Origin of the sequence: Enterococcus spodopteracolus, from assembly GCF_030441955.1 — a bacterium.
GTDB classification, from domain to species: Bacteria; Bacillota; Bacilli; order Lactobacillales; family Enterococcaceae; genus Enterococcus_B; species Enterococcus_B spodopteracolus.
Genome location: NZ_JARJHD010000001.1, coordinates 53,842 through 75,834, shown reverse-complemented (window position 1 = coordinate 75,834; position 21,993 = coordinate 53,842). Strand labels below are relative to the sequence as shown.

21 protein-coding genes are annotated in these 21,993 nt (G+C 37.7%); 3 read left to right on the top strand and 18 right to left on the bottom strand.

Features of this window, described 5'->3' with window-relative positions:
* Positions 1 to 54: 54 nt before the first annotated feature.
* Genes mgtE through yjbM form a run of 4 tightly spaced genes read right to left on the bottom strand, consistent with a single transcriptional unit; the run spans position 55 to position 3,815 of the window.
* Complete coding sequence (gene mgtE / locus P3R27_RS00350) at positions 55 to 1,416, bottom strand: magnesium transporter (protein WP_034687127.1); 1,362 nt, start codon at positions 1,414 to 1,416, stop codon at positions 55 to 57.
* A gap of 17 nt (positions 1,417 to 1,433) precedes the next feature.
* A complete protein-coding gene (locus P3R27_RS00345; RefSeq protein WP_034687129.1) occupies positions 1,434 to 2,333 on the bottom strand; it encodes an RluA family pseudouridine synthase in 900 nt (299 codons plus the stop codon).
* Between the two features lie 2 nt (positions 2,334 to 2,335).
* Positions 2,336 to 3,133: an NAD kinase gene (locus P3R27_RS00340; protein ID WP_010734258.1), complete on the bottom strand. Its 798-nt coding sequence runs from the start codon at positions 3,131 to 3,133 to the stop codon at positions 2,336 to 2,338.
* Positions 3,111 to 3,815: a GTP diphosphokinase gene (gene yjbM / locus P3R27_RS00335; protein WP_034687131.1), complete on the bottom strand. Its 705-nt coding sequence runs from the start codon at positions 3,813 to 3,815 to the stop codon at positions 3,111 to 3,113. The genes P3R27_RS00340 and yjbM overlap by 23 nt, the downstream gene beginning before the upstream one ends.
* 130 nt (positions 3,816 to 3,945) lie before the next feature.
* Between yjbM and P3R27_RS00330 the strand changes: the two genes are divergently transcribed.
* Together P3R27_RS00330 and P3R27_RS00325 are read left to right on the top strand one after the other, a co-directional pair.
* Positions 3,946 to 4,521 carry a CYTH domain-containing protein gene (locus P3R27_RS00330; protein WP_034687134.1) on the top strand — a complete coding sequence of 192 codons (576 nt, stop codon included), beginning with the start codon at positions 3,946 to 3,948 and terminating at the stop codon, positions 4,519 to 4,521.
* A gap of 114 nt (positions 4,522 to 4,635) precedes the next feature.
* Positions 4,636 to 5,304: a DsbA family protein gene (locus P3R27_RS00325; RefSeq protein WP_034687135.1), complete on the top strand. Its 669-nt coding sequence runs from the start codon at positions 4,636 to 4,638 to the stop codon at positions 5,302 to 5,304.
* A 279-nt stretch (positions 5,305 to 5,583) separates the two neighbouring features.
* Here P3R27_RS00325 and P3R27_RS00320 read toward each other — a convergent pair whose 3' ends face one another.
* The 14 genes from P3R27_RS00320 to spxA all read right to left on the bottom strand — a co-directional run bounded on the left by P3R27_RS00320 (position 5,584) and on the right by spxA (position 20,427).
* Positions 5,584 to 5,997 (bottom strand): hypothetical protein, encoded by a 414-nt coding sequence (locus P3R27_RS00320; RefSeq protein WP_235186260.1) that lies wholly within the window; start codon positions 5,995 to 5,997, stop codon positions 5,584 to 5,586.
* A gap of 245 nt (positions 5,998 to 6,242) precedes the next feature.
* Complete coding sequence (locus tag P3R27_RS00315) at positions 6,243 to 6,509, bottom strand: hypothetical protein (protein ID WP_034687136.1); 267 nt, start codon at positions 6,507 to 6,509, stop codon at positions 6,243 to 6,245.
* 357 nt (positions 6,510 to 6,866) lie between these two features.
* Entirely contained in the window at positions 6,867 to 7,814 is a 948-nt protein-coding gene (locus P3R27_RS00310) for a transketolase family protein (protein ID WP_034687140.1), read from the bottom strand.
* 3 nt (positions 7,815 to 7,817) lie between these two features.
* The gene (locus P3R27_RS00305) at positions 7,818 to 8,675 is read right to left on the bottom strand and encodes a transketolase (RefSeq protein ID WP_034687143.1); all 858 of its coding nucleotides are present in this window, start codon (positions 8,673 to 8,675) and stop codon (positions 7,818 to 7,820) included.
* A gap of 12 nt (positions 8,676 to 8,687) precedes the next feature.
* Positions 8,688 to 10,052 carry a PTS ascorbate transporter subunit IIC gene (gene ulaA, locus P3R27_RS00300; protein ID WP_301356932.1) on the bottom strand — a complete coding sequence of 455 codons (1,365 nt, stop codon included), beginning with the start codon at positions 10,050 to 10,052 and terminating at the stop codon, positions 8,688 to 8,690.
* 28 nt (positions 10,053 to 10,080) lie between these two features.
* Positions 10,081 to 10,362, bottom strand: coding sequence for a PTS sugar transporter subunit IIB (locus tag P3R27_RS00295; protein ID WP_034687147.1), 282 nt, complete (start codon positions 10,360 to 10,362; stop codon positions 10,081 to 10,083).
* A complete protein-coding gene (locus P3R27_RS00290; protein ID WP_301356931.1) occupies positions 10,359 to 12,398 on the bottom strand; it encodes a BglG family transcription antiterminator in 2,040 nt (679 codons plus the stop codon). Before P3R27_RS00290 ends, P3R27_RS00295 begins: the two co-directional genes overlap by 4 nt.
* A gap of 294 nt (positions 12,399 to 12,692) precedes the next feature.
* A complete protein-coding gene (locus tag P3R27_RS15175; RefSeq protein ID WP_369075739.1) occupies positions 12,693 to 13,112 on the bottom strand; it encodes an ATP-binding cassette domain-containing protein in 420 nt (139 codons plus the stop codon).
* Positions 13,113 to 13,121: 9 nt separating this feature from the next.
* On the bottom strand, positions 13,122 to 14,165 hold the full coding sequence (locus tag P3R27_RS00285; RefSeq protein WP_241234778.1) for an ATP-binding cassette domain-containing protein: 1,044 nt from the start codon (positions 14,163 to 14,165) through the stop codon (positions 13,122 to 13,124).
* A 356-nt stretch (positions 14,166 to 14,521) separates the two neighbouring features.
* Positions 14,522 to 15,553 (bottom strand): zinc-binding dehydrogenase, encoded by a 1,032-nt coding sequence (locus tag P3R27_RS00280; protein ID WP_034687149.1) that lies wholly within the window; start codon positions 15,551 to 15,553, stop codon positions 14,522 to 14,524.
* A 605-nt stretch (positions 15,554 to 16,158) separates the two neighbouring features.
* Positions 16,159 to 17,970, bottom strand: coding sequence for an oligoendopeptidase F (gene pepF, locus P3R27_RS00275; protein ID WP_034687152.1), 1,812 nt, complete (start codon positions 17,968 to 17,970; stop codon positions 16,159 to 16,161).
* Between the two features lie 130 nt (positions 17,971 to 18,100).
* Complete coding sequence (locus P3R27_RS00270) at positions 18,101 to 19,096, bottom strand: competence protein CoiA (RefSeq protein WP_126134356.1); 996 nt, start codon at positions 19,094 to 19,096, stop codon at positions 18,101 to 18,103.
* Positions 19,097 to 19,215: 119 nt separating this feature from the next.
* A complete protein-coding gene (locus P3R27_RS00265; protein ID WP_034687155.1) occupies positions 19,216 to 19,866 on the bottom strand; it encodes an adaptor protein MecA in 651 nt (216 codons plus the stop codon).
* A gap of 162 nt (positions 19,867 to 20,028) precedes the next feature.
* Entirely contained in the window at positions 20,029 to 20,427 is a 399-nt protein-coding gene (spxA, locus tag P3R27_RS00260; protein WP_019723016.1) for a transcriptional regulator SpxA, read from the bottom strand.
* Positions 20,428 to 21,181: 754 nt separating this feature from the next.
* Here spxA and P3R27_RS00255 point away from each other — a divergent pair.
* On the top strand, positions 21,182 to 21,904 hold the full coding sequence (locus P3R27_RS00255; protein ID WP_034687158.1) for an HAD family hydrolase: 723 nt from the start codon (positions 21,182 to 21,184) through the stop codon (positions 21,902 to 21,904).
* Positions 21,905 to 21,993: the final 89 nt, after the last annotated feature.

The window sequence follows — 21,993 nt, the reverse complement described above, 5'->3', positions numbered from 1 at the left end:
AGCGAAACTTCCTTGTCCCAGACAAGAGAAGCTTCGCCTTTTTTCATCTATCCCTTACATAAAATACCCCATAAACAACGAAGCAATATTGAAATAGATCAATACACTGGTCAAGTCACTCAAAGTGGTAATAAATGGCCCACTTGCAACGGCAGGATCAAAACCTAAACGATCCATCAACATTGGGATCAAACTTCCCGCAAGATTTGCCACTGTGATTGCAAACAGCATCGCAATACCGATAACAAAACCTAGAATAAAGTTCTGTTTCCAAAATCCTACGATCAAGAAGATCGTTAGGCCAGTCACAGCACCGGTCACTAAACCCGTCAACACTTCCGCCACGATCAACCGAACAAAGCCCTGATCTTTTTCATCTGAAATCGCCAGGCGACGTACAGCGACCGCTAACGATTGTGTACCGGCGTTTCCAGCCGTCCCTGTGATCAAAGAAATAAAGACAGCTAAAATACTTGCTTCACTGACCAATTCTTCATAATGACTGATCAAAGAGGCAGTTGACATACCTAAAAATAATAAAGTGATCAACCAAGGTAAGCGACGAGAAGCTGATTTCACTGGATTCTCATTGATTTCTTCGACGTTGACCCCCGCCAATCCAGAATAGTCACTCGCTGCTTCATCATCGATAACGTCGATGATATCATCGACAGTCACGATCCCTAATAAATGATCATCATAATCCGTGACAGGCAACGCAAGAAAGTCGTAGTCACGGAAAGTTTGTGCCACATCTTCTTGGTCATCGCCTACGTGAACAGATAATACCCGTTCACTCATCAAATCAGAGATCATCGCATCATCATCATTGACAATCAAATCACGCAACGAGATAACTCCAACGAGTTGATTGTCTTGATTGACTACATAAATGTAATAGATTGTTTCTGCCACATCTGCTTCATTTTTCAAGACATACATCGCCGAACGAACGGTTTGGTTCGCAACGATCGAAATAAATTCGGTCGTCATGATCGCCCCAGCCGTTTCATCTTCATAATGCAAGAGGTCTTTGATCTCACTCGCATCTTCTGCTGTCATCAAGCTAAGATATTTCGCCACTTGTTTCTTATCCAATGTATTCAACAAATCGACCGCGTTATCGGTATACATCTCTGAGAGCATTTCCGCAGCATAACTAGGACGCATTTCTGCTAAATATTCCTTCATATATTCGTTATCTTCTTCAATGACATCGAACATATCCGCCAATTCCTTTGGCGAAAGATAGGTATAAATCTGTTGACGATCTGCTTCCTTAAGGGATTGATAGAATTGCCCCTGTTCGTAGATATGCATCTCCAAGAAGTTATTTCTAAAATCCTGAATATTGTTTTCTCTTAGAGCTTGAGCTAACTGGGCAAATCTTTCCTCTAATTCTTGATTTTCGTCCAAACCAATCTCACCTCACCTTAATCTTCAAATCGTTTCACTATTGTTGCCATATCTTTTGCTAAAGGCTGTTTGAATGCTAATAATTTTTCTGTGAACGGATGATAGAACTGTAAGTCATAACAATGCAACGCCTGTCTAGCTATGTCTTGATCCATCCTTCCCCCATACATGTCATCGCCTAAAAGAGGACACCCGATCGCAGAAAAATGCACTCTGATCTGATGCGTACGCCCCGTATGCAATTGAATATCAACGAGTGCAATCTCTGCTGATCTGTTTTCTAACCAGTATTCCGTTTGCGCGCTTTTCCCCGTAGAAGAAACTTTGCGTTTTAATAATGATGTCATATCACGAGCAATTGGTAAATCGATCTGCCCATGCGCTTTCAACGTAGCCACATCGCCACTGACCAAGGCTTGATATTTTTTGACGAACTTCTTTTCGCGAAGCTGTACGTCCAATTTTGCATGAGCAAAACCATGCTTTGCAAAAAGCATCAATCCTGAAGTATCTCGATCTAGTCTAGTCACTACGTGGATCACCTGATTTTCATAGCCTTGTTGTTTATAATAAGCTTTCACTCGATTCGCCATCGTACCGTTAGGATGGTATTGTGCCGGTATCGAGGATACTCCAGCTGGTTTATTGACGACTAAGAGATGTTTATCTTCATAAACGATCTCGATCGGTGTTTCGTCTAAAAGAACCGTTTCATGCTCGCCTTCTGCTGGAATCACAATGGTTACCTTATCATTTTGAGCCAAAGAAAACAAGACGTTCTCAACCTGATCATTGACCATGATCGTACCGCCTTGAAACTTGATTTTCGCTAGTAGCCCTTTGGAGATCCCTTTTTCTTTTAAAAAATATTTTACTTGTTGCGCTTGCTCTTTTTCATAGATCCATGTAAATTCCATTGCTAAACCTCACCAATAAAGGCATCTTTCACACGGTGCCAAAAATGCATATGTCGATAAGAAGCAAAGTGGATTCTTTCTTCTGCAATCCGATAATAAATGGCTCGTATATTATTTTTTGAAACGTCCAATTGATCAATCGTCACCAAATAATCTGCGGTATTCTCTAAACGAATTTCCACCCATTCATCTTGAGCAATGACCATCGGCGCACCTAGCGTACGAAAAACGCGGTTATTCAATGAAGCAATCTCTGCTAATTGAAATGCATTGATACTTGGATGGATCACAGCCCCACCAACACTCTTATTATAAGCAGTCGATCCGGTAGGCGTAGATAATGCCAAACCATCACCACGGAAGCTTTCAAATAGTTCGTTCTTGATATACACATCTGCTACCATCGTTCGGTTAGAACGCTTGATTGTCGACTCGTTCAAAGCAAAAAAATGTTGATCAGGCTTATCATCTAAATAGCTGATTCGAACGTCCAGCAACGGGTAGCTGACACTTTGTTCACGATTAGTTTTCAGGCTATCGACTAGTTCTTCTAATTCATAGTCCCGCCAGTCCGTATAAAAGCCTAGATGTCCTGTATGGACGCCTAAAAAACGCACATCATTCAAAGCATGGCTAAATTGATGGAACGCTGCTAATAGCGTCCCATCCCCACCAACTGAAATCACTAACTCTGGTTGCTGATCGTCAATTTTGATATTTGCTTGAGCCAAAAGATTTTTCAATCGTTCGGTGACTGCTAATGTTTTTGGTTCCTTGTTATGAACGATCGCTACCTTCATCTTTTGCCTCCTTATGTTTATTCTCTTGATTGATCAATGAGCGATAATAGGCATCTTCAGATTTGCCTCTGCCATGTGAGAATAACCGTTGTGCTTCTTGGATTTCTTCACGGATATTCGACATTTCTTCGTCGAGTTGATACGCGGCTTCAGCTGCACGTTGTAATCGTTCACTCATCTCTTCCGGAAATACACCTTGATATTTATAATTCAACGAATGTTCGATCGTTGCCCAAAAGTTCATCGCTAACGTTCGAATTTGAATTTCTGCTAAGATTTTCTTTTCGCCACTGATCAATTGGACTGGATATTCGATCACTAAATGATACGAGCGATATCCACTCGCTTTTTTATTGGTGATATAATCTCGCTCTTGTAATACTTTCATGTCTTTTCGGTTACGGATGATCTCAACCACCTGATGGATATCTTCTACAAATTGGCACATGATTCTTAGCCCAGCAATGTCTGACATTTCTTCCTCTAAACGCGCCATTGGGATATGACGCAATTGAGACTTGGTAACGATGCTTTCTACCGGTTTGACCCGCCCCGTCACAAACTCGATTGGGACATGGCGATTTTGTTCTCTAAATTGTTTACGTATTCCTCTTAGTTTTACTTTTAATTCTGATACTGTTTGTTCGTAAGGTGCTAAAAACTCTTCCCAGTCTCGTTCCATAATCTATACCTCTACTTTGTTAACATTCATAGATATTCTAACATATAAACATAGTTTTTTTGCACCTTCTGTCTTTGAAGTTGACCAAAAACAAAAAATTAGGCAAAATAAAAGAAAAGGGGCGAAGCCAATGACTGAAATGTTAGAGATCGAATTTAAAACATTGCTAGCTAAGGAAGATTACACGCGTTTGCTTTCGCACTATCAACTTACAAAGGAATCCTTCCATATCCAAACCAATATTTATTATGACACGCCTGATTTCCAATTAAAACAGCGTGGTTGTGGGTTACGTATCCGCTTATTAGATACTTATGCGGAGTACACATTAAAAACGCCAGCTACAGAAGGAAAATTGGAAACAACAGACACCTACACACTCCAAGAAGCCACTAAAATGATCGAGGAACAGACACTACCACAAACGGGCGGTGTTTTAAAAAAACTTCATGAGCTATCGATCGATTCCAATCAATTGTTTAAAATCGGAGAACTGACGACTAAGCGTGTTGAATTTCCTATTGATGAAGGTTTGTTAGCCATTGACGAAAGTTGGGGGGAACAACTTCACGACTATGAATTAGAATTAGAAGTCACTGATGCTGCCAGTGGAAAAGTAGCATTTGAGCACTTCCTTCAACGTCAAGGAATTCCTTATCATCCTTCAAAAAATAAAATCCAACGAATGTTTGAGGCCAAAAATTAGAACTCTATCATTTTCACAAGGCTCATGAGTTCATTTTTTCGGGATTTTCTGGTAAGTTATACGTTGTGAATATTATTCATGATTTGCATAGAATCTAATTTGGGGGAGATTCGTATGATCGAAATCTATTTTTTTGTTAATCCATTGGGGAAAAACTGCTTTCATTTAGAGCAACAGCTCGTTCAGTTTATTGATGAGGAATATGGAAAGAAGCCAAAAGACAAAGTACAATTTCGTTTTCTACCACTAGTTAACTTGCAGACAATCGGGGATGTCATGCAGACTAACGGGATTTCTCAAACTAATCTTGAAGAGCGCAACAAACTATTTTCCATTACTTATTCAGCCGCATTAGATTGCAAAGCTGCGCATTTTCAAGGAAAGAAAAAAGGAAGACAATTTCTTAGCCGATTACAAGAAGCAGTCAGTTGTAAAAAAATTCCATATTCTCAACAGCTTTCTGAATCGATTTTTTCAGAAATTGGAGATCTAGACATGTTCAAAGAAGATCGCCAATCTGAATTTGTCAAAGAAGCATTTTTCTCAGACCAAAAAATGGCCCGTGAAATGGGAATAAAGAAACATCCATCTGCTGTTGTTTATAATTATAATCGTGAACAAAATTTTGGAGTATTAGTTGAAGGCATGAACAGTGTTCGCCAAATCATGGCGATCTGTCAAGGCAAAGAAGACAGCTATCAGCTGTTTGAAAGCCATCCATTGCACGCAACGAATCCACAACTTCATTCCGGAAATAGCCATTTATCTTTGCTTTCAAATTAAATAATAGATGTGTGTATCACACAAAATTAAAAGACACAAAACAAGGTAAACTGTTTTATGTCTTTTTTACTATTTTTAAATCAGATATATTGTATATGGTTAAACATTTCCTACCCCATGAATACGGATCTTTGACTTGACGTACCACGCCCCTCTCCTTCGGTAGCAATTAATTTCTGACCTTGTGAAGGAGTGCCATTTTCAATATCCAGTATTTTACCTGTTTCAATATTTTGTAATACAAAAAGTCCATCACCTAAAAGATTACCTACACCTACTTTATACAATCACCCATTTGAATTGAGACCTTGACGTTGCAATTCTTGGATTTCCTTTGCTATCAAAAGATCTTTCTGATACAGAGAAGGATGCTGATTTGATAAATCCGTTGAACTGATGAGGATCAGTTGAGAAAGTGTACCTCTCAGTAGCAAAATTATAAAACATATGCCATTTTTGATTCCATGAGCCAATATTATTGTACATGATTACTTGGTCAAGATTAGATTGACCCAAATCCAACGGCCTTCCCAAACCCATTGCACTTTCAATTCTCACCACTTTATTTTTAAAGGCGTCCGCGACATTAGAACCTGGTATGTTTTGATCCAAATCTGCCGAGACTGTTTGACTTCCTCCGACTACTCCTAATGCCGTTGCTACAAATGCTCCTACCATTAATTTTGTGATCACTTTCGTTTTCTTGTTCCCCTTTTTTTATTTTGATACAAATCGATTTGTTGAACACAGTATGCCATTTTTTTTATTTAGTAAATTTACTATGAATTTTTTCATGTTTTTTATTTTTATTATTAAACATAAAAATATATTGTGTGCCAACTATATAAAAAAGAGAATCGTCGGCTATTTGAAACACCTACAATTCTCTAATTACTTCTATTAAGTTATAAATGATACACACTGCCACACTAACTTCTTTAAACAGCAGAATGATTCGTCTTTCTTTTTTTATTGACAACAACTAACAAAAGCAAGCATATAAGAAGACTAATGACTCTTAGTGCGGGAGTAAATAATAGCAAGATCATCAAATTGGCAAACCCTTGAACAATGGCAGAATCCGATTGATACAATTGATCCAATGGCTCTGCAAACACGCTCACATACTTATAAACATACGCAGTAAATAAATACATAGCAACACCTACTCCTACGATAAGGATATTTTTTGTTGATTTCGACAATTTCTGTTCCTCCACCTAGTGTTTATTGATCGAGTTTCTCTTTTTGTTTCCATAATCGGTCAATAAAATTTTTTTATGCTCTAGCCAGAAATCCTCTTTACCTCTAAATAATAAATCCTAAAGAATATATGTACATGTTTCGTTCTAATTAGAAAAGCTGTAGACATTCATAGATCATCTCCTTATTCGTTGATCAACATTCTTCATCTCCTCACATTTATAACATAAGACAATAATATTCACCTTATACAAATCCATTGTATTACTAATGGATCATCAACTCAAAAAAGGAGTAAAAAAGGGTTGCCCCTTCATTACTCCTTTTCGCTATCAAATGATCGTAGTCAACACGCTGACTTATTCCATCATTTGCTTTTTTATCCCAGCAACATCCAACCCAAATTCTTGTTGCAAGAAATCTGGTGTGCCAACTTGACCAAAACGTTCATTGACACCGATTCGTTTCAGAGGAACGCCAATCCCTTCTTCTGCAAGAACTTCAGCGACTGAACTACCCAAGCCGCCAGTAATCGAGTGATTCTCAATGGTTACGATTTTTTTCTTGCCAATTGCTTCACTGAGGATCAACTCTCGATCAATCGGTTTGATGGTAAACATATCGATCACTTCACAGCTGATTCCTTGTTCCATCAATTGTTCAGCGACTTGTAATGTTTCAGAAACGAGTTGCCCTGCTGCAATCAGCAGATAATCCGTCCCTTTACGCAAAACATTTCCTTTGCCTAATACAAATGTTGAACCTTTCTCATAAACAGGCGTGACGCCTTTACGATTTCCTCGTACATAATGGATTCCTGACATTTGATGAAATTCTTTGATGATCCATGCCATTTGTACGTCATCTGCCGCATCACATACTACGGAATAAGGGATGGCTTTCATTAAAGCCACGTCCTCCCAAGTCGTATGAGTTCCCCCATTGTGCCCTGCAGCAAATCCCGGATCTGAACCATAAATATTGATGGTATTCCCGCCGTAGCCACCTGAAATAAACAGTTGATCAAATACCCGGCGTGTCGCAAATGGACCAAAAGTATGGATAAATGGCGTGTACCCTGTCAAACTTAATCCTGCTGCAACGCCAACCATATTTGCTTCGGCAATTCCCATATTGATAAAGCGGTCAGGATGTTCCTTTCCAATCGCTGTCCAACCACTTGCAGAACCTAGATCAGCATCTAACGCAATGACTTTCTCATCTTTTTCCATCAATTCATTGATGGTTTCTACGACACAAATTCGTAATTCTTTTTCGATTACTGTCAATTTAGTTAAATGGAACATCCCTTATCGCATCCTCTCGATTTTTTCTTCTAATGTTCGGATTGCTTGATCTGCTGCTTGGTTGACTTGTTCCGTATTGAATTTCACGGAATGATTGGCAGCTAAAGTTTCAAAATACGGAACCCCTTGCCCCTTAACGCTATCAAGTACCAGACAAACTGCTTGATCAGTCACTTCTTTACATTCGTTGATTGCAGCATCAATCGCTTGTATATCGGAACCCTTTACTTTTAAAGTATAGAAACCGAATGCTTCCATTTTTTTCTGTAAATCGAACGGGTCAAGGATGTCCTTTGTTTCTCCATCTAATTGCTTCTTATTATCATCGATGATCACGATGCAATGGTTTAATTTAAAATGAGCGATATATTGGAATGCTTCCCAACATTGGCCTTCATTCAACTCTCCATCTCCCACAATCAAGTACACATAGTTGTCTTTGTTAGCGTGCTTAAAACCTGTAGCGATCCCCGCAGCTATTGAAGTCCCTTGTCCTAAAGAACCTGTAGTTGCATCAACACCAGGTGTTTTTTTGCAATCCGGATGAGAAGGCAGTCTTGTTCCACCTTCATTGATCGTCAGTAACCATTCTTTGTCAAAATAACCAACATTTGCTAAAGCACTGTATAACCCAGCTCCTGCGTGTCCTTTAGATAAGACCAACCGATCACGTTCTTCCCATTGGGGATTTTTAGGATCGATCTTCATCTGCTTACCGTATAAGACGGCTAACAACTCAACGATCGAAAATGAACCACCTAAATGTCCTTGCCCCATATGTTTGATACTGATCAATGTATCTAATCGTATTTTAGTTGCTAATAATTCCAGTTCTTTTAGCTGCTCTTCCTTGATGGTCAAAATAATCCCCCCTTACTCTGCGACTGTATCTGATTTTTTACTTTTCTTTAAAAGTGTCAAACCGATCAAAACAGCAAGTACAGCGACCACACCAGAAATAACTGCAATTTGTCCGCCCATATTTGCTAAGTTTCCTAAAAAGATCCCTGAAACACCATAATCTGTATCTGAGAAAGTTGAACCTTGGAATCCAAGATCGCCCATTACTGGCATCAACAAGATCGGCATGAAGCTAATGATGATCCCATGGATAAAGGAACCGATGACCGCACCACGTACGCCCCCAGTGGCATTTCCATAAACACCGGCTGTCGCGCCACAGAAGAAATGAGGAACTACGCCAGGAATAATCACTGTTGTCCCAGCAAAGACCATGATCACTAAACTAACTAATCCACCAACAAAACTTGTTAAAAAGCCAATCAATACAGCATTTGGTGCATAAGGGAACACGATTGGACAATCCAACGCTGGAATCGAATTCGGTACTAATTTTTCAGAGATTCCTTTAAATGCAGGAACGATTTCAGCTAAAATCAAACGTACACCGGCTAAGATCACAAAAACACCTGCGGCAAATGACCCCGCTTGTTGTAAAGCATAAATAATATAATTCGTGCCATCGCTCAATGTGGTAGTAATATAGTCACTTCCGGCAAACAACGCTACGATCACATAGACGATTGCCATCGTAATCGTGATACTTACTGTTGAGTCCCGTAAAAAAGATAACCCTTTAGGAAAATTGATGTCTTCTGTTGATTCTTCTTTATTTCCAACATACTTACCGATTAAGCCACTCAATGCGTAGCCAAAGTTCCCTGTATGACCTAAAGCTACAGAGTCATTTTTTGTGATTTGACGTGTAAACGGTTGTGCGATTGCTGGAAAAATTGTATTACAAATGCCTAGCGCTAACCCACCGAATAAAACCAGACTAAACGTACTCATTCCTGTTACACTTAAAATGACTGCAATCATACATGCCATGTATAACGTTGCATGTCCTGTTAAATAAATGTATTTGTACCGAGTGATTCTCGCAATCAAAATATTGAATGCCATCCCCGCTAACATAATAAGTGCTGTATATGTTCCATAGGTAGTTAGAGCTAACGCTACGATCGCTTCATTATTAGGAACAACTCCTTGCATATTGAATGCGACTTGAAACATTTCTCCAAATGGCGCCAACGAACTTTCTATGACTCCTGCACCAGCTGTCACAACCAGAAATCCTACAAAGGTCTTGATTCCGCCTTTAACAGTCGTTGCCACATCTTTTTTCTGCAACATATTACCCAATACAGCAATCAATGCCACTAAGATTACTGGTGTACTCGCAATATCGATCAATAGATCTAAAATACTATTCATTTATTTTTCCTCCCTCCAAAAAATTTTTTTATAGTAATCCTTTTTTTCTACATGTCTCAGCTACTTTTTCTTTCAATTCATCTAGATCGATGATACTCTCCAACACAACGATTTCGCCTAAATGTTGTGCGCTATCTGCTAAATCTCTACCGATAAAAAAGACATCTGCTAATTCTGGTGCTGCACTTCCCAGATCGTAATGAGCAACTTCCACTCCACTTATCCCTAGATCACTTAATACGGAATTGATATTCATCTCCACCATAAAACTGGATCCTAATCCTGAACCACATACTGCTGCAAATTTCATTTTTCATCTTCCCCTTCTTTGATCACATGGATGATTTCTTCTACATCTTTCGCTTCGAGTAATGACGCTAAACGTTCTTTATTCGACAAAATTTTCGTCAAGCTAGCTAAAGCTTTCAAGTGCATCTCGTTGTCCACTGCTGCTAAACAGATAAATAATTGGATTGGATGTTTTTCATCATCGCTCAATAAGACTGGATCAGTTACCTTCAGTAATGACATCCCAATTTCTTTTACTCCATCTTCTGGTCGTGCATGAGGCAAAGCAATTCCTTTTCCAATATGGATAAAAGGCCCATGTTCAATGACCTTTTCAATCATCGCCCCCACATACTTTTCTTCGATTTTATTAGTCGTTAACAAAGGCTGAGCTGCCTCGGTGATGGCTTCTTGCCATGTCAGTTGTTTGTCCGTAAAGTATATGGTTTCTTTTGTTAATAATTCTGATAACATCGGCCGTTGATCTTCCCTTCTATTCAATTCTTTGTTTATTTTTCTCTCGACGATCTGTCGCAGTTTCCTCTTTGTCATTCCTTCTTTTAAATCAATATATGGAAAAATCACTTCCAAAATTTCTTCGATCGAATGCACACCTCTTTCTGAAACATAAAATGCTTGTTGGACCTTTTTAACTAATTCATTTTTTTCTAAAGGAGTCATGATGGGTTTCACAACATAACTGGTCACCGGTGTTTTTAGTGGGACACTGGAAAACACCATATCAATGTCTTCCGAAAAACGAAGCATCTGATATTCTTCTGTTGATCGTGCCGGCAAAAATTCGATTTGTGGAAATAGCTCTTGTAATTCCGATTCCATGATCAAGCCAGAGCTGATGCCACTAGGACAGACGATCATCGCCTTTAATCGTTGGTAATGGTGTCGTTCCTTTTGCTTTCTGATCTCTCCACCAAATAAAATCGTAAAATAACCAATTTCTGTATCCGGAATCTCGCCAACTAATTGTTTGAGCGGATAAAGCGCTAAACGAGTCAATTCAAATAATTCTCTATATTGGGTTTTGATTTCATCGATCAACACATTATTCAATGTGAATCGATAGCGGATACGAAAATAAGCGGGAACAAGATGATAAAAGAAATTCATCAATAATTTCCGGTAGTCAACAAACCGGACAGCGGATAAACGTTCCATCTCATGGATGACCTCTCTTGCACATTCCAATAAAAATTCTACAGAATGATCCTCAATATCACCTTGTAAGACAGTCTTTAAAAGCACAGTCAAATAGCATTCTTCTTCTACTTGATTTTTGATTTGACCAAAATCTGTTAAAAATTTTTTGCTTGCTTGATAGACATTCAAAGAGGTCAGCATCTCTTTGTCTTTTTCAGTTAGAAAAACTGCTTTTTTTGTGATCCGTGACAATAAAAAACTAATAAAATACAACATTTCCTCAAAACGACTAGGAACGATAATTAAATCAAATTCCTCTAAAATACGAAGCAGGCGGTCTCTCACCACAACATAATTCGTTCTAGAAATGCCATAGATCCCCTCAAAAAGTAACCAGTGGCCGTTCTTGGTGTCTGTTAGTACTCCCACAGTTGAATAAGCTACGCGGCGAACATCAAGTTCAGCGCCATCTAGGTAGAAGCCTTTTTTTCTCGAATAAAACAGGCGAATGTCTTCTTCTTGGAGTTTCATTCTTAAATTTCTGACATCTTTTAAAACTGTATTCTTACTTACATTGAATAATTCTTGAAAATAATAAACAGATAGATCATCAACCATCGAAAAGGCAAGAAGATAGATCATGGCTTGTCTTTCCTCTTCAGAAAAATATAGTTCCTGTTTTGATACTTCAAAGAGGACTTCAGACCATCGTCGTCGAATCACCTCTGGAATCAGTACCTCCTCTCCAAAGATATTTATTTTTTGCCCTAGCTTTTTTTCACAAAAATGATTGATTTTTGTTAATTCTATTTTTAGAGTCTCTTCCTCCAAGTTCGTCAGTTTTATCAATTTTTGTCTGTTCGTTTCCTCAAACAGATAACTCAAGCGGTAATTGATCATTCCCGTCCCCCCATTTCAACTATAATGACTTTCCGTTGGAAACGCTATCACGCTTTGGCCCAATTTGACTCGTGTTTTTCCATTTTGATGGACCGAACAGAGTCGACGACGCACCCGTGTATTAAAATTAAAATAAAAAAGGAAGTCACCAAAAATAAATCTTACAAAAATAAACAGCGAAATCCCAAAATAGGAAAAACAATTTCCGGATTTCACTGCTTATTTCAGTTGCCTATTTTTGGCACTCCCTTTGACTCTCACTTAGCAACAATAGCAAGCTCGTTTTACGCTGATTCAATCTCGTCGAATCAGTTTTCGATCCTTTATTTCATAGACTTGATCTGCCACTTGTTGAACAAAATAAGGGTCATGCGAGGTAAACAAAACAGTTCCATGATATTGTTTCAAAAAATACTCTAGCGCATCCATTGTCCGCAGATCAATAAAATTAGTCGGTTCATCTAGAAGTAATACGTTGGAAGGCTTAGCAAACAACGTTGCTAGTGACAGCCGTGTAGCCTCACCTCCACTTAACGAACCAATTGATTGTTGGATGATCTCCGGTGAAAAGCTTAAATGGTGAAGTATACTTCGGATCAAACTTTCTGGATATTCGGTCTGACGCATCAAATACTGTAGGACGGTCATATCCTCAACATAGTGATAATCCATTTGCTCATAGACAGCAAAAGTAACTTTGGGACTAAGCTTCACTCCATTTTTTTACTGTAAGATGTGTTGTAATAAACTAGATTTTCCACTGCCATTCGATCCAATAATCGCGATATTTTTTCCTAGAGCGAAGGCAAAGTTAACTTCACCAAGCAGGACTTTTTCATTATAATGGATCGTCACTGATTCACCTACGACTGGGAACTTATTGTGTAAAACAGTTGTTTCTGACTGCGGGAAATCAATCGGATGCTTTTTTTGTACTCTTGCGACTTCTGATAATTTTTCTAAACGTTTCTCCATTGACTTCGCCGCTTTCATTATCCCTTTTTGACCACTTTCTTTTTGTTTTGTTCCTGACAAACGATCAGGTTTCCGACTATTTTTATTACTTCTGCTTTTTTGATTGGAAGATTGCGCCATTTTTTTTGCTTGCTGCTCTTTTTTGATCATGCTATTTTCTAATTTTTTACGTTCTCTCAAATAGTCATCATGCGCTCTTTCTTGAGCAATTACTTCTTGCTCTTTTTGCTTTAGATAGTCATCATAGTTCCCTTGATACTCATTTATCGTATGTTCCGATACTTCCCATATCTTGTCAGCTAATTCATTGAGAAATAAGCGATTATGGCTAACAAAAACTATGGTTCCATAATAATACCGAAGTTCTTCAATCAACATTTGCACGCTTCGTTGATCTAAATGGGTGGTTGGTTCATCTAATAACAAACCTGGTGTGTACGTAGATAATACTTGTGCCAAACGATATTTCGTTTCTTCACCACCACTAAAGTGAGCCACTTGATTGGGGACTCGGAAACGGCTAAGTAACTCAAAATCGATTTCTTCGACTGGATGCTGATCAAGGGTATTGATCTGTGCAAAATATTCAAAATCAACCCTTCGATCTATTCTTCCTTTTTCTGGTAGAATTTCTCCAGCTAATAATTTAAGTAACGTCGATTTCCCGCTACCATTATCTCCGACGATACCGATCTGCGCATTCTCATAAATCGCTTGCTCATTGATTGTTAATACTTCTTTTCCGTCATACGTAATCTCGATCTCTTTTAATTGCATTACTAACGCTTCCATTATTTGCACTCCTTTTGTGTAAATGAACATCCTTCTAACGGAAACACAAAAAAGAAGCAGCCTGCGAAAGACTGCTTCTTCAGGAATTTTGTCCATACTAAAAAAGCATAGAAAAAAAGCAAAGTTCCCGTGAACTGTCATTTACAAGTTGTTTTTAAACGATTCAATTAATTGTTTAAAAATACTTGATCCAAATAAAACAACCACATGGCCCATCGCTCCTTTTCTCTAATTAAATTTATTTTATCATGAGCGAAACCGTTTGACGAACGGTTTCAAGGTTAATAAAAGATACTACATTGAGTAATTAGATGGTAGCATTGCTTCTTGACCTCTGATCTATTCAAACTCAAGAACTATGAGATGACCAACAGTGATTTGATTGCTTTTCGTTCATCCATTGCCTCATAAGCAGCTTGAACTTGATCTAACTCGAATTGTTGCGTAAAGACTTTACCTGGTTCGATTTCATTTGATAAGACTGCTTCTAATAGTGAAGCTCGGTCGTGAGTCGTCACAGCCGCAATCCCTCCACGTAAGCCAATATTACGATAAAACAAAGCGTTCGTATCCAAATCATCTACGTGAGGGACGCCAACACGTCCAACAACCGCACCTGGTCGACCTACTTTTACAGCCGTTTCAACTGCTTGTTGTGTTCCTACGCATTCTAACACTGCATCCGCACCGGCACCTGTTAATTTCATGACCTCAGCGATTGCTTCTTCTCCACGAGCCGCAATGATATCCGTTGCTCCAAATGTCAAAGCTAGCTGTTGACGGTCTTCATGTCGACTCATCGCAATGATTTTTGATGCGCCTAACAATTTTGCTCCAATGACTCCGCATAACCCTACAGCTCCATCTCCGATCACAACAACTGTATCTCCTTCTTTCACCTCAGCACTCACTGCTGCATGATAGCCCGTTGCCATAACATCCGCCAACGTAACAAAAGAGTTTAACATATCATCAGAATAATCTTCTGGTTTACCAGGGATTTTTACTAATCCCCAATTCGCATTGCGATAGCGAATATACTCTGCCTGATACCCTGTTGAACCTGAAGTATCTGATAAACAATCTCCATCAAACCCAGCTAAACAAGCCTCACATTCCCCACAACCATGGGTAAAAGGCACAATAACAAAATCACCCGGTTGAACATTTGTAACATCTTCTGCTACCTCTTCAACAATACCAATCGCTTCATGTCCCGCAGCAGATCCTGCTTCTTTTTTAGAGATACCACGATACCACCATAAATCAGAACCACATACACTTGCACGTACCACACGAATGATTGCTTCGTTTTCTTGATTCAATTCTGGCTTAGGCATTTCTTTGATAATCATTTTCCCTGGTTCTAAAAATACTGTTGCTTTCATAGCTTCCACTCCTTAGATTAATTGCTTCTAGTATATCCCCTTGAGTCAACTCCAAGTCAAATAAAAACAATTATAACCATTTTTTTACCAATAAGACGGAAGAAAATGAACTCGCGTTTATATACCCGCTATTGTATCATAACTTTGAAAAGAGAGCGTTGCATCAACAACTCTCTCTTCAGATAGCACTGTTTGACTAGTGGCTAGTTTATTCAGTTACAAAAAATAACCGTTAAACCTTCCGAAGTTTAAAGAGCGGTTATTTTTTGTTGTCTTTGTCGCTGACGATCGAGACCAATGTTGCAAACGATAATGTAAACATCCATGCCTCAAACACAGACATGCTTATTCCTTTCTAGAAGAAAGCCACAGATCAACATAGGTATCACCTCTTTTCTTAAGGCTAGCCACCGCATCAACTTTACTATCCCTGTCAATATACTATAAACCGAAAATCCAAACCTTAATTTTTGAATTCTCATGTTATTTTTAACAGTAAGAACCGGAAAAGTGTTGAGTGAGAAACTCACACACTTTTCCGGTTTTTGGCAGGATCAGAACGGACCTAGAAAGATCCAATCAATAGATCACTCAACACATGATTTCTATAATTCTTCCACTAATGCTTCTAATTCATTTAATCGTTGTTCAAACACGGCCATTGCATCTTCAATATAAGCTGCTTGGGTCATGTCCACACCAGCTTTCTTCATTACTTCTACTGGATAATCGCTGTTTCCTGCTTTTAGATACGTTAGGTAAGCATCTAATGCACCTGGTTCTTTCTCCCAGATTTTCTTCGCTAAAGCAGATGCAGCAGAAAATCCTGTTGAGTATTGATAGACATAATAATTATAGTAGAAATGTGGGATACGCGCCCATTCATCTTTGATTTCTGGATCTTTTTCAACAGCCGGACCATAATACTTAGCATTTAATTCGCCATAGCTTTCACTTAGGTACTCACTCGTCAAAGGTGTTCCTTTTGCATCTTCTTGATGCATGAAGTGTTCAAACTCTGCAAATTGTGTTTGACGGAAAATTGTTCCTTTAAAACCATCTAAATAATGATTCAAGACATAAGCACGAACCCGAGGATCTTCTTCGGTCGCTAATAAATGTTCGGTCAAAATATTTTCATTTGTTGTTGACGCAATCTCGGCTAAAAAGATTGAATAGTCGCCGTAGACGAAAGGTTGATTCGAACGTGTGAAATAGCTGTGGACACTATGTCCCATTTCATGGACCAAGGTGAACAGTTGATCCAACGTATCATGCCAGTTCATCAGGATGTAAGGGTTGGTATCATAACTACCAGAAGAATAAGCGCCACTGCGTTTCCCTTTATTCTCGACTACATCAATCCAACGGTTTGAAAATGCTTCTTTTACGACAGCTAGATATTCTTCTCCCATTGGTGCAAGTGATTCAATGGCTTTTTCTACTGCTTCTTCATACGTAAATTTGATTGGTGCTTCACCTAATACTGGCGTATACAGATCATACATATGCAACGTATCTAAATTTAATAGTCGTTTACGTAGTTCCATATATCGATGCAATAACGGCAAATGTTTGTTCACAACAGTAACTAAAGTATCATAAACACTTTCAGGAATATGGTTATTGCTTAGTGCAGCTTCTCTGGCAGAAGCGTATCGACGTGCTTTGGCTTTGAAGTTGTGTCCTTTGATATGTGTTCCAAGTGTGGAAGCAAAGGTGTTTCTAAATTGTGCATATACGCTGTATAGTCCTTTGAACGCTGCTTCACGTACTTCGCGATTTGTACTTTCTAATAATTGACCATATACACCATGCGATAATTGGATCTTTTCACCATTCTCACCAGTGATTGTTGGGAACTCTAAATCAGCATTATTCAACACTGCAAAGGTACCACTTGAAGCACCAAAGATTTCTCCGGCTCCAGCAAGTAATGCTTCTTGATCTGCTGACAAGATGTGTGCGCGGTTATCAACCATTTGTTTGACATAATGACGATAAACTTCTAATTTTGGTTCTTCTTCAAAATATTGCCAAATTTGCTCATCAGAAAGTTGCAATACTTCTGGCTCATACCAAGCAATTGCTTCACTCACTTTTGAAAGTAAACTTCCAGCACGAGCATACAATGCTTGATATGTCGTATTTGTCGTATCTTGATCATTTTTTAAATGGGAATAGACATAAATAAGCTCAACTTTACGATACATTGTTAAGACAAATTCAAGCGCCTCCAAAAATGCTGTTGCTCCATTGCCTAATGTTCCTTTATAATGCTCAGAATTTTTTAATTCTTCAGTCAATTCTTCGTACTTTTTATCAAATTCTTGATCGCTTGAAAAGATTGGTGTTAGGTCCCATGTCAATTTGTCAGGCAAATCTTCTCTATTTGGTAACTTCGTTGTTTCGCTCATCTGTTCCACTCCTTTTGTTCATCTTTGCAACTATGCTTTTCTGAATAAAAAATAATAGTTACTTTTTACTTACTCTTTTGAGTTTATCATAACTCTTTCATGTTTTGTATATGGAATTCTTCTCTGATTATTATTTTTGTACTAAACGTTTACACTCTTCATAAAACAATCGATAAATTTTTTGTTCATCAATCAAAGGAAATAACCACTCATTTTTATATTTCTTGATTTCCTGATACCACTTATCGAAAGAACTTGTTTTCTTATCATTCTCTTTGCATTTCATCTGTGAAAACAGCAACCGATAAAAGAATACTTGTTCAGAAAAAAAGCAAAAGAAATCACTTCCTTCATAGAACCACGATTCAAGATAAAGCACATGCTTCTTTCTTAGATAGCACTGTTCTTGTACTCCCAATACTTTTTTATTTTTTCGAATGATTTGTTTTGCTAACCAATCTTTTGCTTTCACGGAAGAAGGACTTGGTATTTTTCGCAATGAGCCACTTTCGACTTCTAATACTGTTAATAGCTCTTTCTCGAAAAAGGACCAAGAAGATTGTTCAAACCTGATTTCCCCCGATAAGTCTGTGAGTATCTGACTATATAAGTAAACCTTTTGCGTAGACCAGTCGATTTGCCAAAAGTGGAGCTGTCGTAAATCGTCATAGTAGCAAAACTTTTTTTCTAATCTTAAGCGATCGTTCCTTTTGAAAAATTTCATTCCTAATAGCCACCAAACAACATACCCATTTGCTTTGTAATTGATCGTTCTTTCGATCATTCGCTCATAAGACAATGGAGAGCATTGGATCTCAAACGCATGATGACCAACCAAGATATCCGGACGTTGCATCAGTTGTGATAGATACCCTTCCATTTCTACTCTTGGATAGCTTTTTTTCAACCATCGGAAACATTGTCTTTTTAGATTAAGATGCTCTTCAGATTCCGCCTCACTAAATACTTGGCAGCCCAAAGTATCATGATGGAAAAAATGGGGGATCCTCTTCATTCCTCTTTTTAAAAATACCTGATTCCCACAGTTTGGACAATAGTAGTCGTACTCTTTTGTTGCATCAGTTGCTAAAAAAACAGACCCTTCTTTGTCTTTGGCGAGTAGCATCGACTCACTTCCTTTCATTAGATAAATACGCCAACAAAAAAGGTCTCAACAAATGTTGAGACCCTCGACAAAGCATACCTAGCAATGTCAACTATCGCTATGTTAGCTTATCCTATGCTTTATTCAAAATAAAATTTTATACGTTCCAGCGCATTACGTTCCATCAATTGCTGCCCGTATTCATTCAATGCTTCAGCTGTTCGTGTACTTTTTTCAGCGAATTCTAAAATACGTGCATATTGATTTTCAACATCGATTTGATTTAGATTTTCCATCCAAAAGTGAACAACTAAATAATAACGTTCTTCTAATTGGTATAGATCTGTCCAAGCTGATTCTAACTGAACATCATTGGCAAGCTGGATCACTTGCTCAAAGTCATTGAATACAAAGATTGCTCGTTGTTCACTTGCAGTAGTTGATTCTGTTAAGTCGCTTTCCTCTTCATTTGTAAGCATTTGACCTTGAAGAAACTCACTAACATCTGCGCTATTCAACGTCGATTCATTGTTTTGACCGATCTCTTCGTCTGGCATATTCTTACTGATAAACAGCTCTAGGCCATCCCCTTTTGGCAAAACTTGGAAAGTGACAGCTTCGCTACTTTGGAACTCCTCTTCAATATCCACTTCTTCTAAGATACTATAAAAAAAGTTTTCAATTTCTCTGTGGTTACCTAATAAATCTAAAAATGAGACCCCACGTTCTTCTAGGTCATCATGACCAATCATTACACGAATCGTATTCTCATTGATATGTTCCATTTCCATATGCTACACCTCACTTTATCCCAACTATCCATATAGATTAATTGTAGCGAAATAAGAATAAATGTAAAGAAAAAATCATTAAGTCCTAAAAAAATACAATTTATTTTTAATAAAAAAAACTTAGAAAGACATCACATCCTCCTAAGTTTCATTCTGTGTTTTCTATAAACCAGCCATTAGCTGGGCTTGACGTAATTCTAATTGACGAACATCTCGTGGTAAGAAACGACGAATTTCATCTTCATTAAAGCCAACTTGTAGACGTTTGTTATCGATCATAATTGGTCTACGTAACAAACCAGGATTGTTTTGTACAAGCTCTAAAAGTTCTTGTAATGGTAACTCATCAAGATCCATGTTTAATTTTTGGAAAACTTTTGAACGGGTAGAAATAATTTCTTCTGTTCCGTCTTCCGTCATTTGTAAAATTGCTTTTAATTCAGAGCTATTAAGAGGTTCTGAAAAAATATTTCGCTCTACAAATGGAATCTGATGCTCTTGCAACCACGCACGAGCCTTTCTGCAGGAAGTACAACTTGGGGAAGTATATAGTGTTAACAACGTGCATCACTCCTTTTTGTGATTATAGCCACATTTTTGTAACAGAAGATCCTGAATATCTTCCATCTGTTTCTATTATACCCAATCAACATTTAAATAGCTAGCTTTTTTTTAAATTATTTTAAAAAAAAATGAAAGTTATCTAAGACAGATATTCAGTTAAACCAAGGTTTCTACTTAATTCTAAGTAAAAAAATTAGAGTTTTCAAATACTTTTACAATACAAAAAACACATAACACAGCACAAAAATCTGTACTAGTCTTTTTGAAAACTTTAAGAATGATAGCGTTTTTTTCACGTGTAATGTTTTTTATTTATTTAATAACAAAAAATTTTTTAAACTTAGAAAATAAAAAAAACTAAAAAAATGTTGATTTTAACGCGACTATAAAATTGAAGTAACGGATGCGTTCAATGGAAAAGTCAAAACCTACTAGCCAGCTTGCTAGTTAACGTTATTTTATATTTTACTAATTTTATTTTTTCTGTATTAAAAAAACAAGTTGTCTTTTGTTTTATTTATTTTTTACTATTATAATCCATTTGGCGAAGTGGAAAATAGATTTGTTGATTTCTTTATAATAAAATTAATTATTTTTAGTTAAAAAAACTAAAATACACAAACCTTATTCTGTCAAGTAATCAGAAATATAGTAATAAAAACCTTTAAATCTCAACGTTTTTATCACCTTTTTTTTGATACAATAAGCGAGGATTTGTGAAAAGATAGAATATTGAAAGGCGTGTAATAATTTGATTAAATCAGTTGTATTTGATGTTGACGATACAATGTATGATCAGCAACAACCATTTAAGAATTCAGTTCAAAGCGTGGTACCTCAAGTAGCAAAAGAAGATATGCATGGATTATATATCCGTTTCCGCCATCACAGCGACGAGAATTTCCCAAAAGTCATGGCTGGAGAATGGACACTTGATTATATGCGTGCACACCGCATTAGTCAGTCCTTAATCGATCTAGGTTATTCACCTATCTCTGATGAAAAATGCTTGGTTTTCCAAGAAGTCTACGAAGAGGAACTAGCAAATATCTCTCTTCATCCTGAAGTAAAAAAAACACTTGATTTTCTTAAAGAAAAAAATATTCCATTAGGGATCATCACCAATGGACCAACTGATCATCAAACAAAAAAATTAAATCAACTTCAATTAACAAATTGGATTCCTGCTGATTGTATGCTAGTTTCTGAAGCAACTGGCTTTCAAAAACCAGAAAAGGAAATCTTCCAATTAGCCGAGAAAACTTTCAATATGTCACCTAATGAAACCCTATACGTTGGCGATAATTACGAAAACGATGTGTTAGGTGCTAAGAGTGCCAATTGGCAGACGTTATGGTTTAATCACCGCAAGCGTTCCGTCAACGAGCATCCGGTGTGTGATGTAGAGATCAATGAGTTCGATCAACTGCTATCCGCTATAAAAACTGCTGTAGGAGAAGCTCAGCTTGTCTGATCAAATAAGCATCTGCGAATAAATAAACAAGCAAAGCCAAGGAAGATCACTGCGCAGATTTGCGAGGCTATCTTCCTTGGCTTATTTAC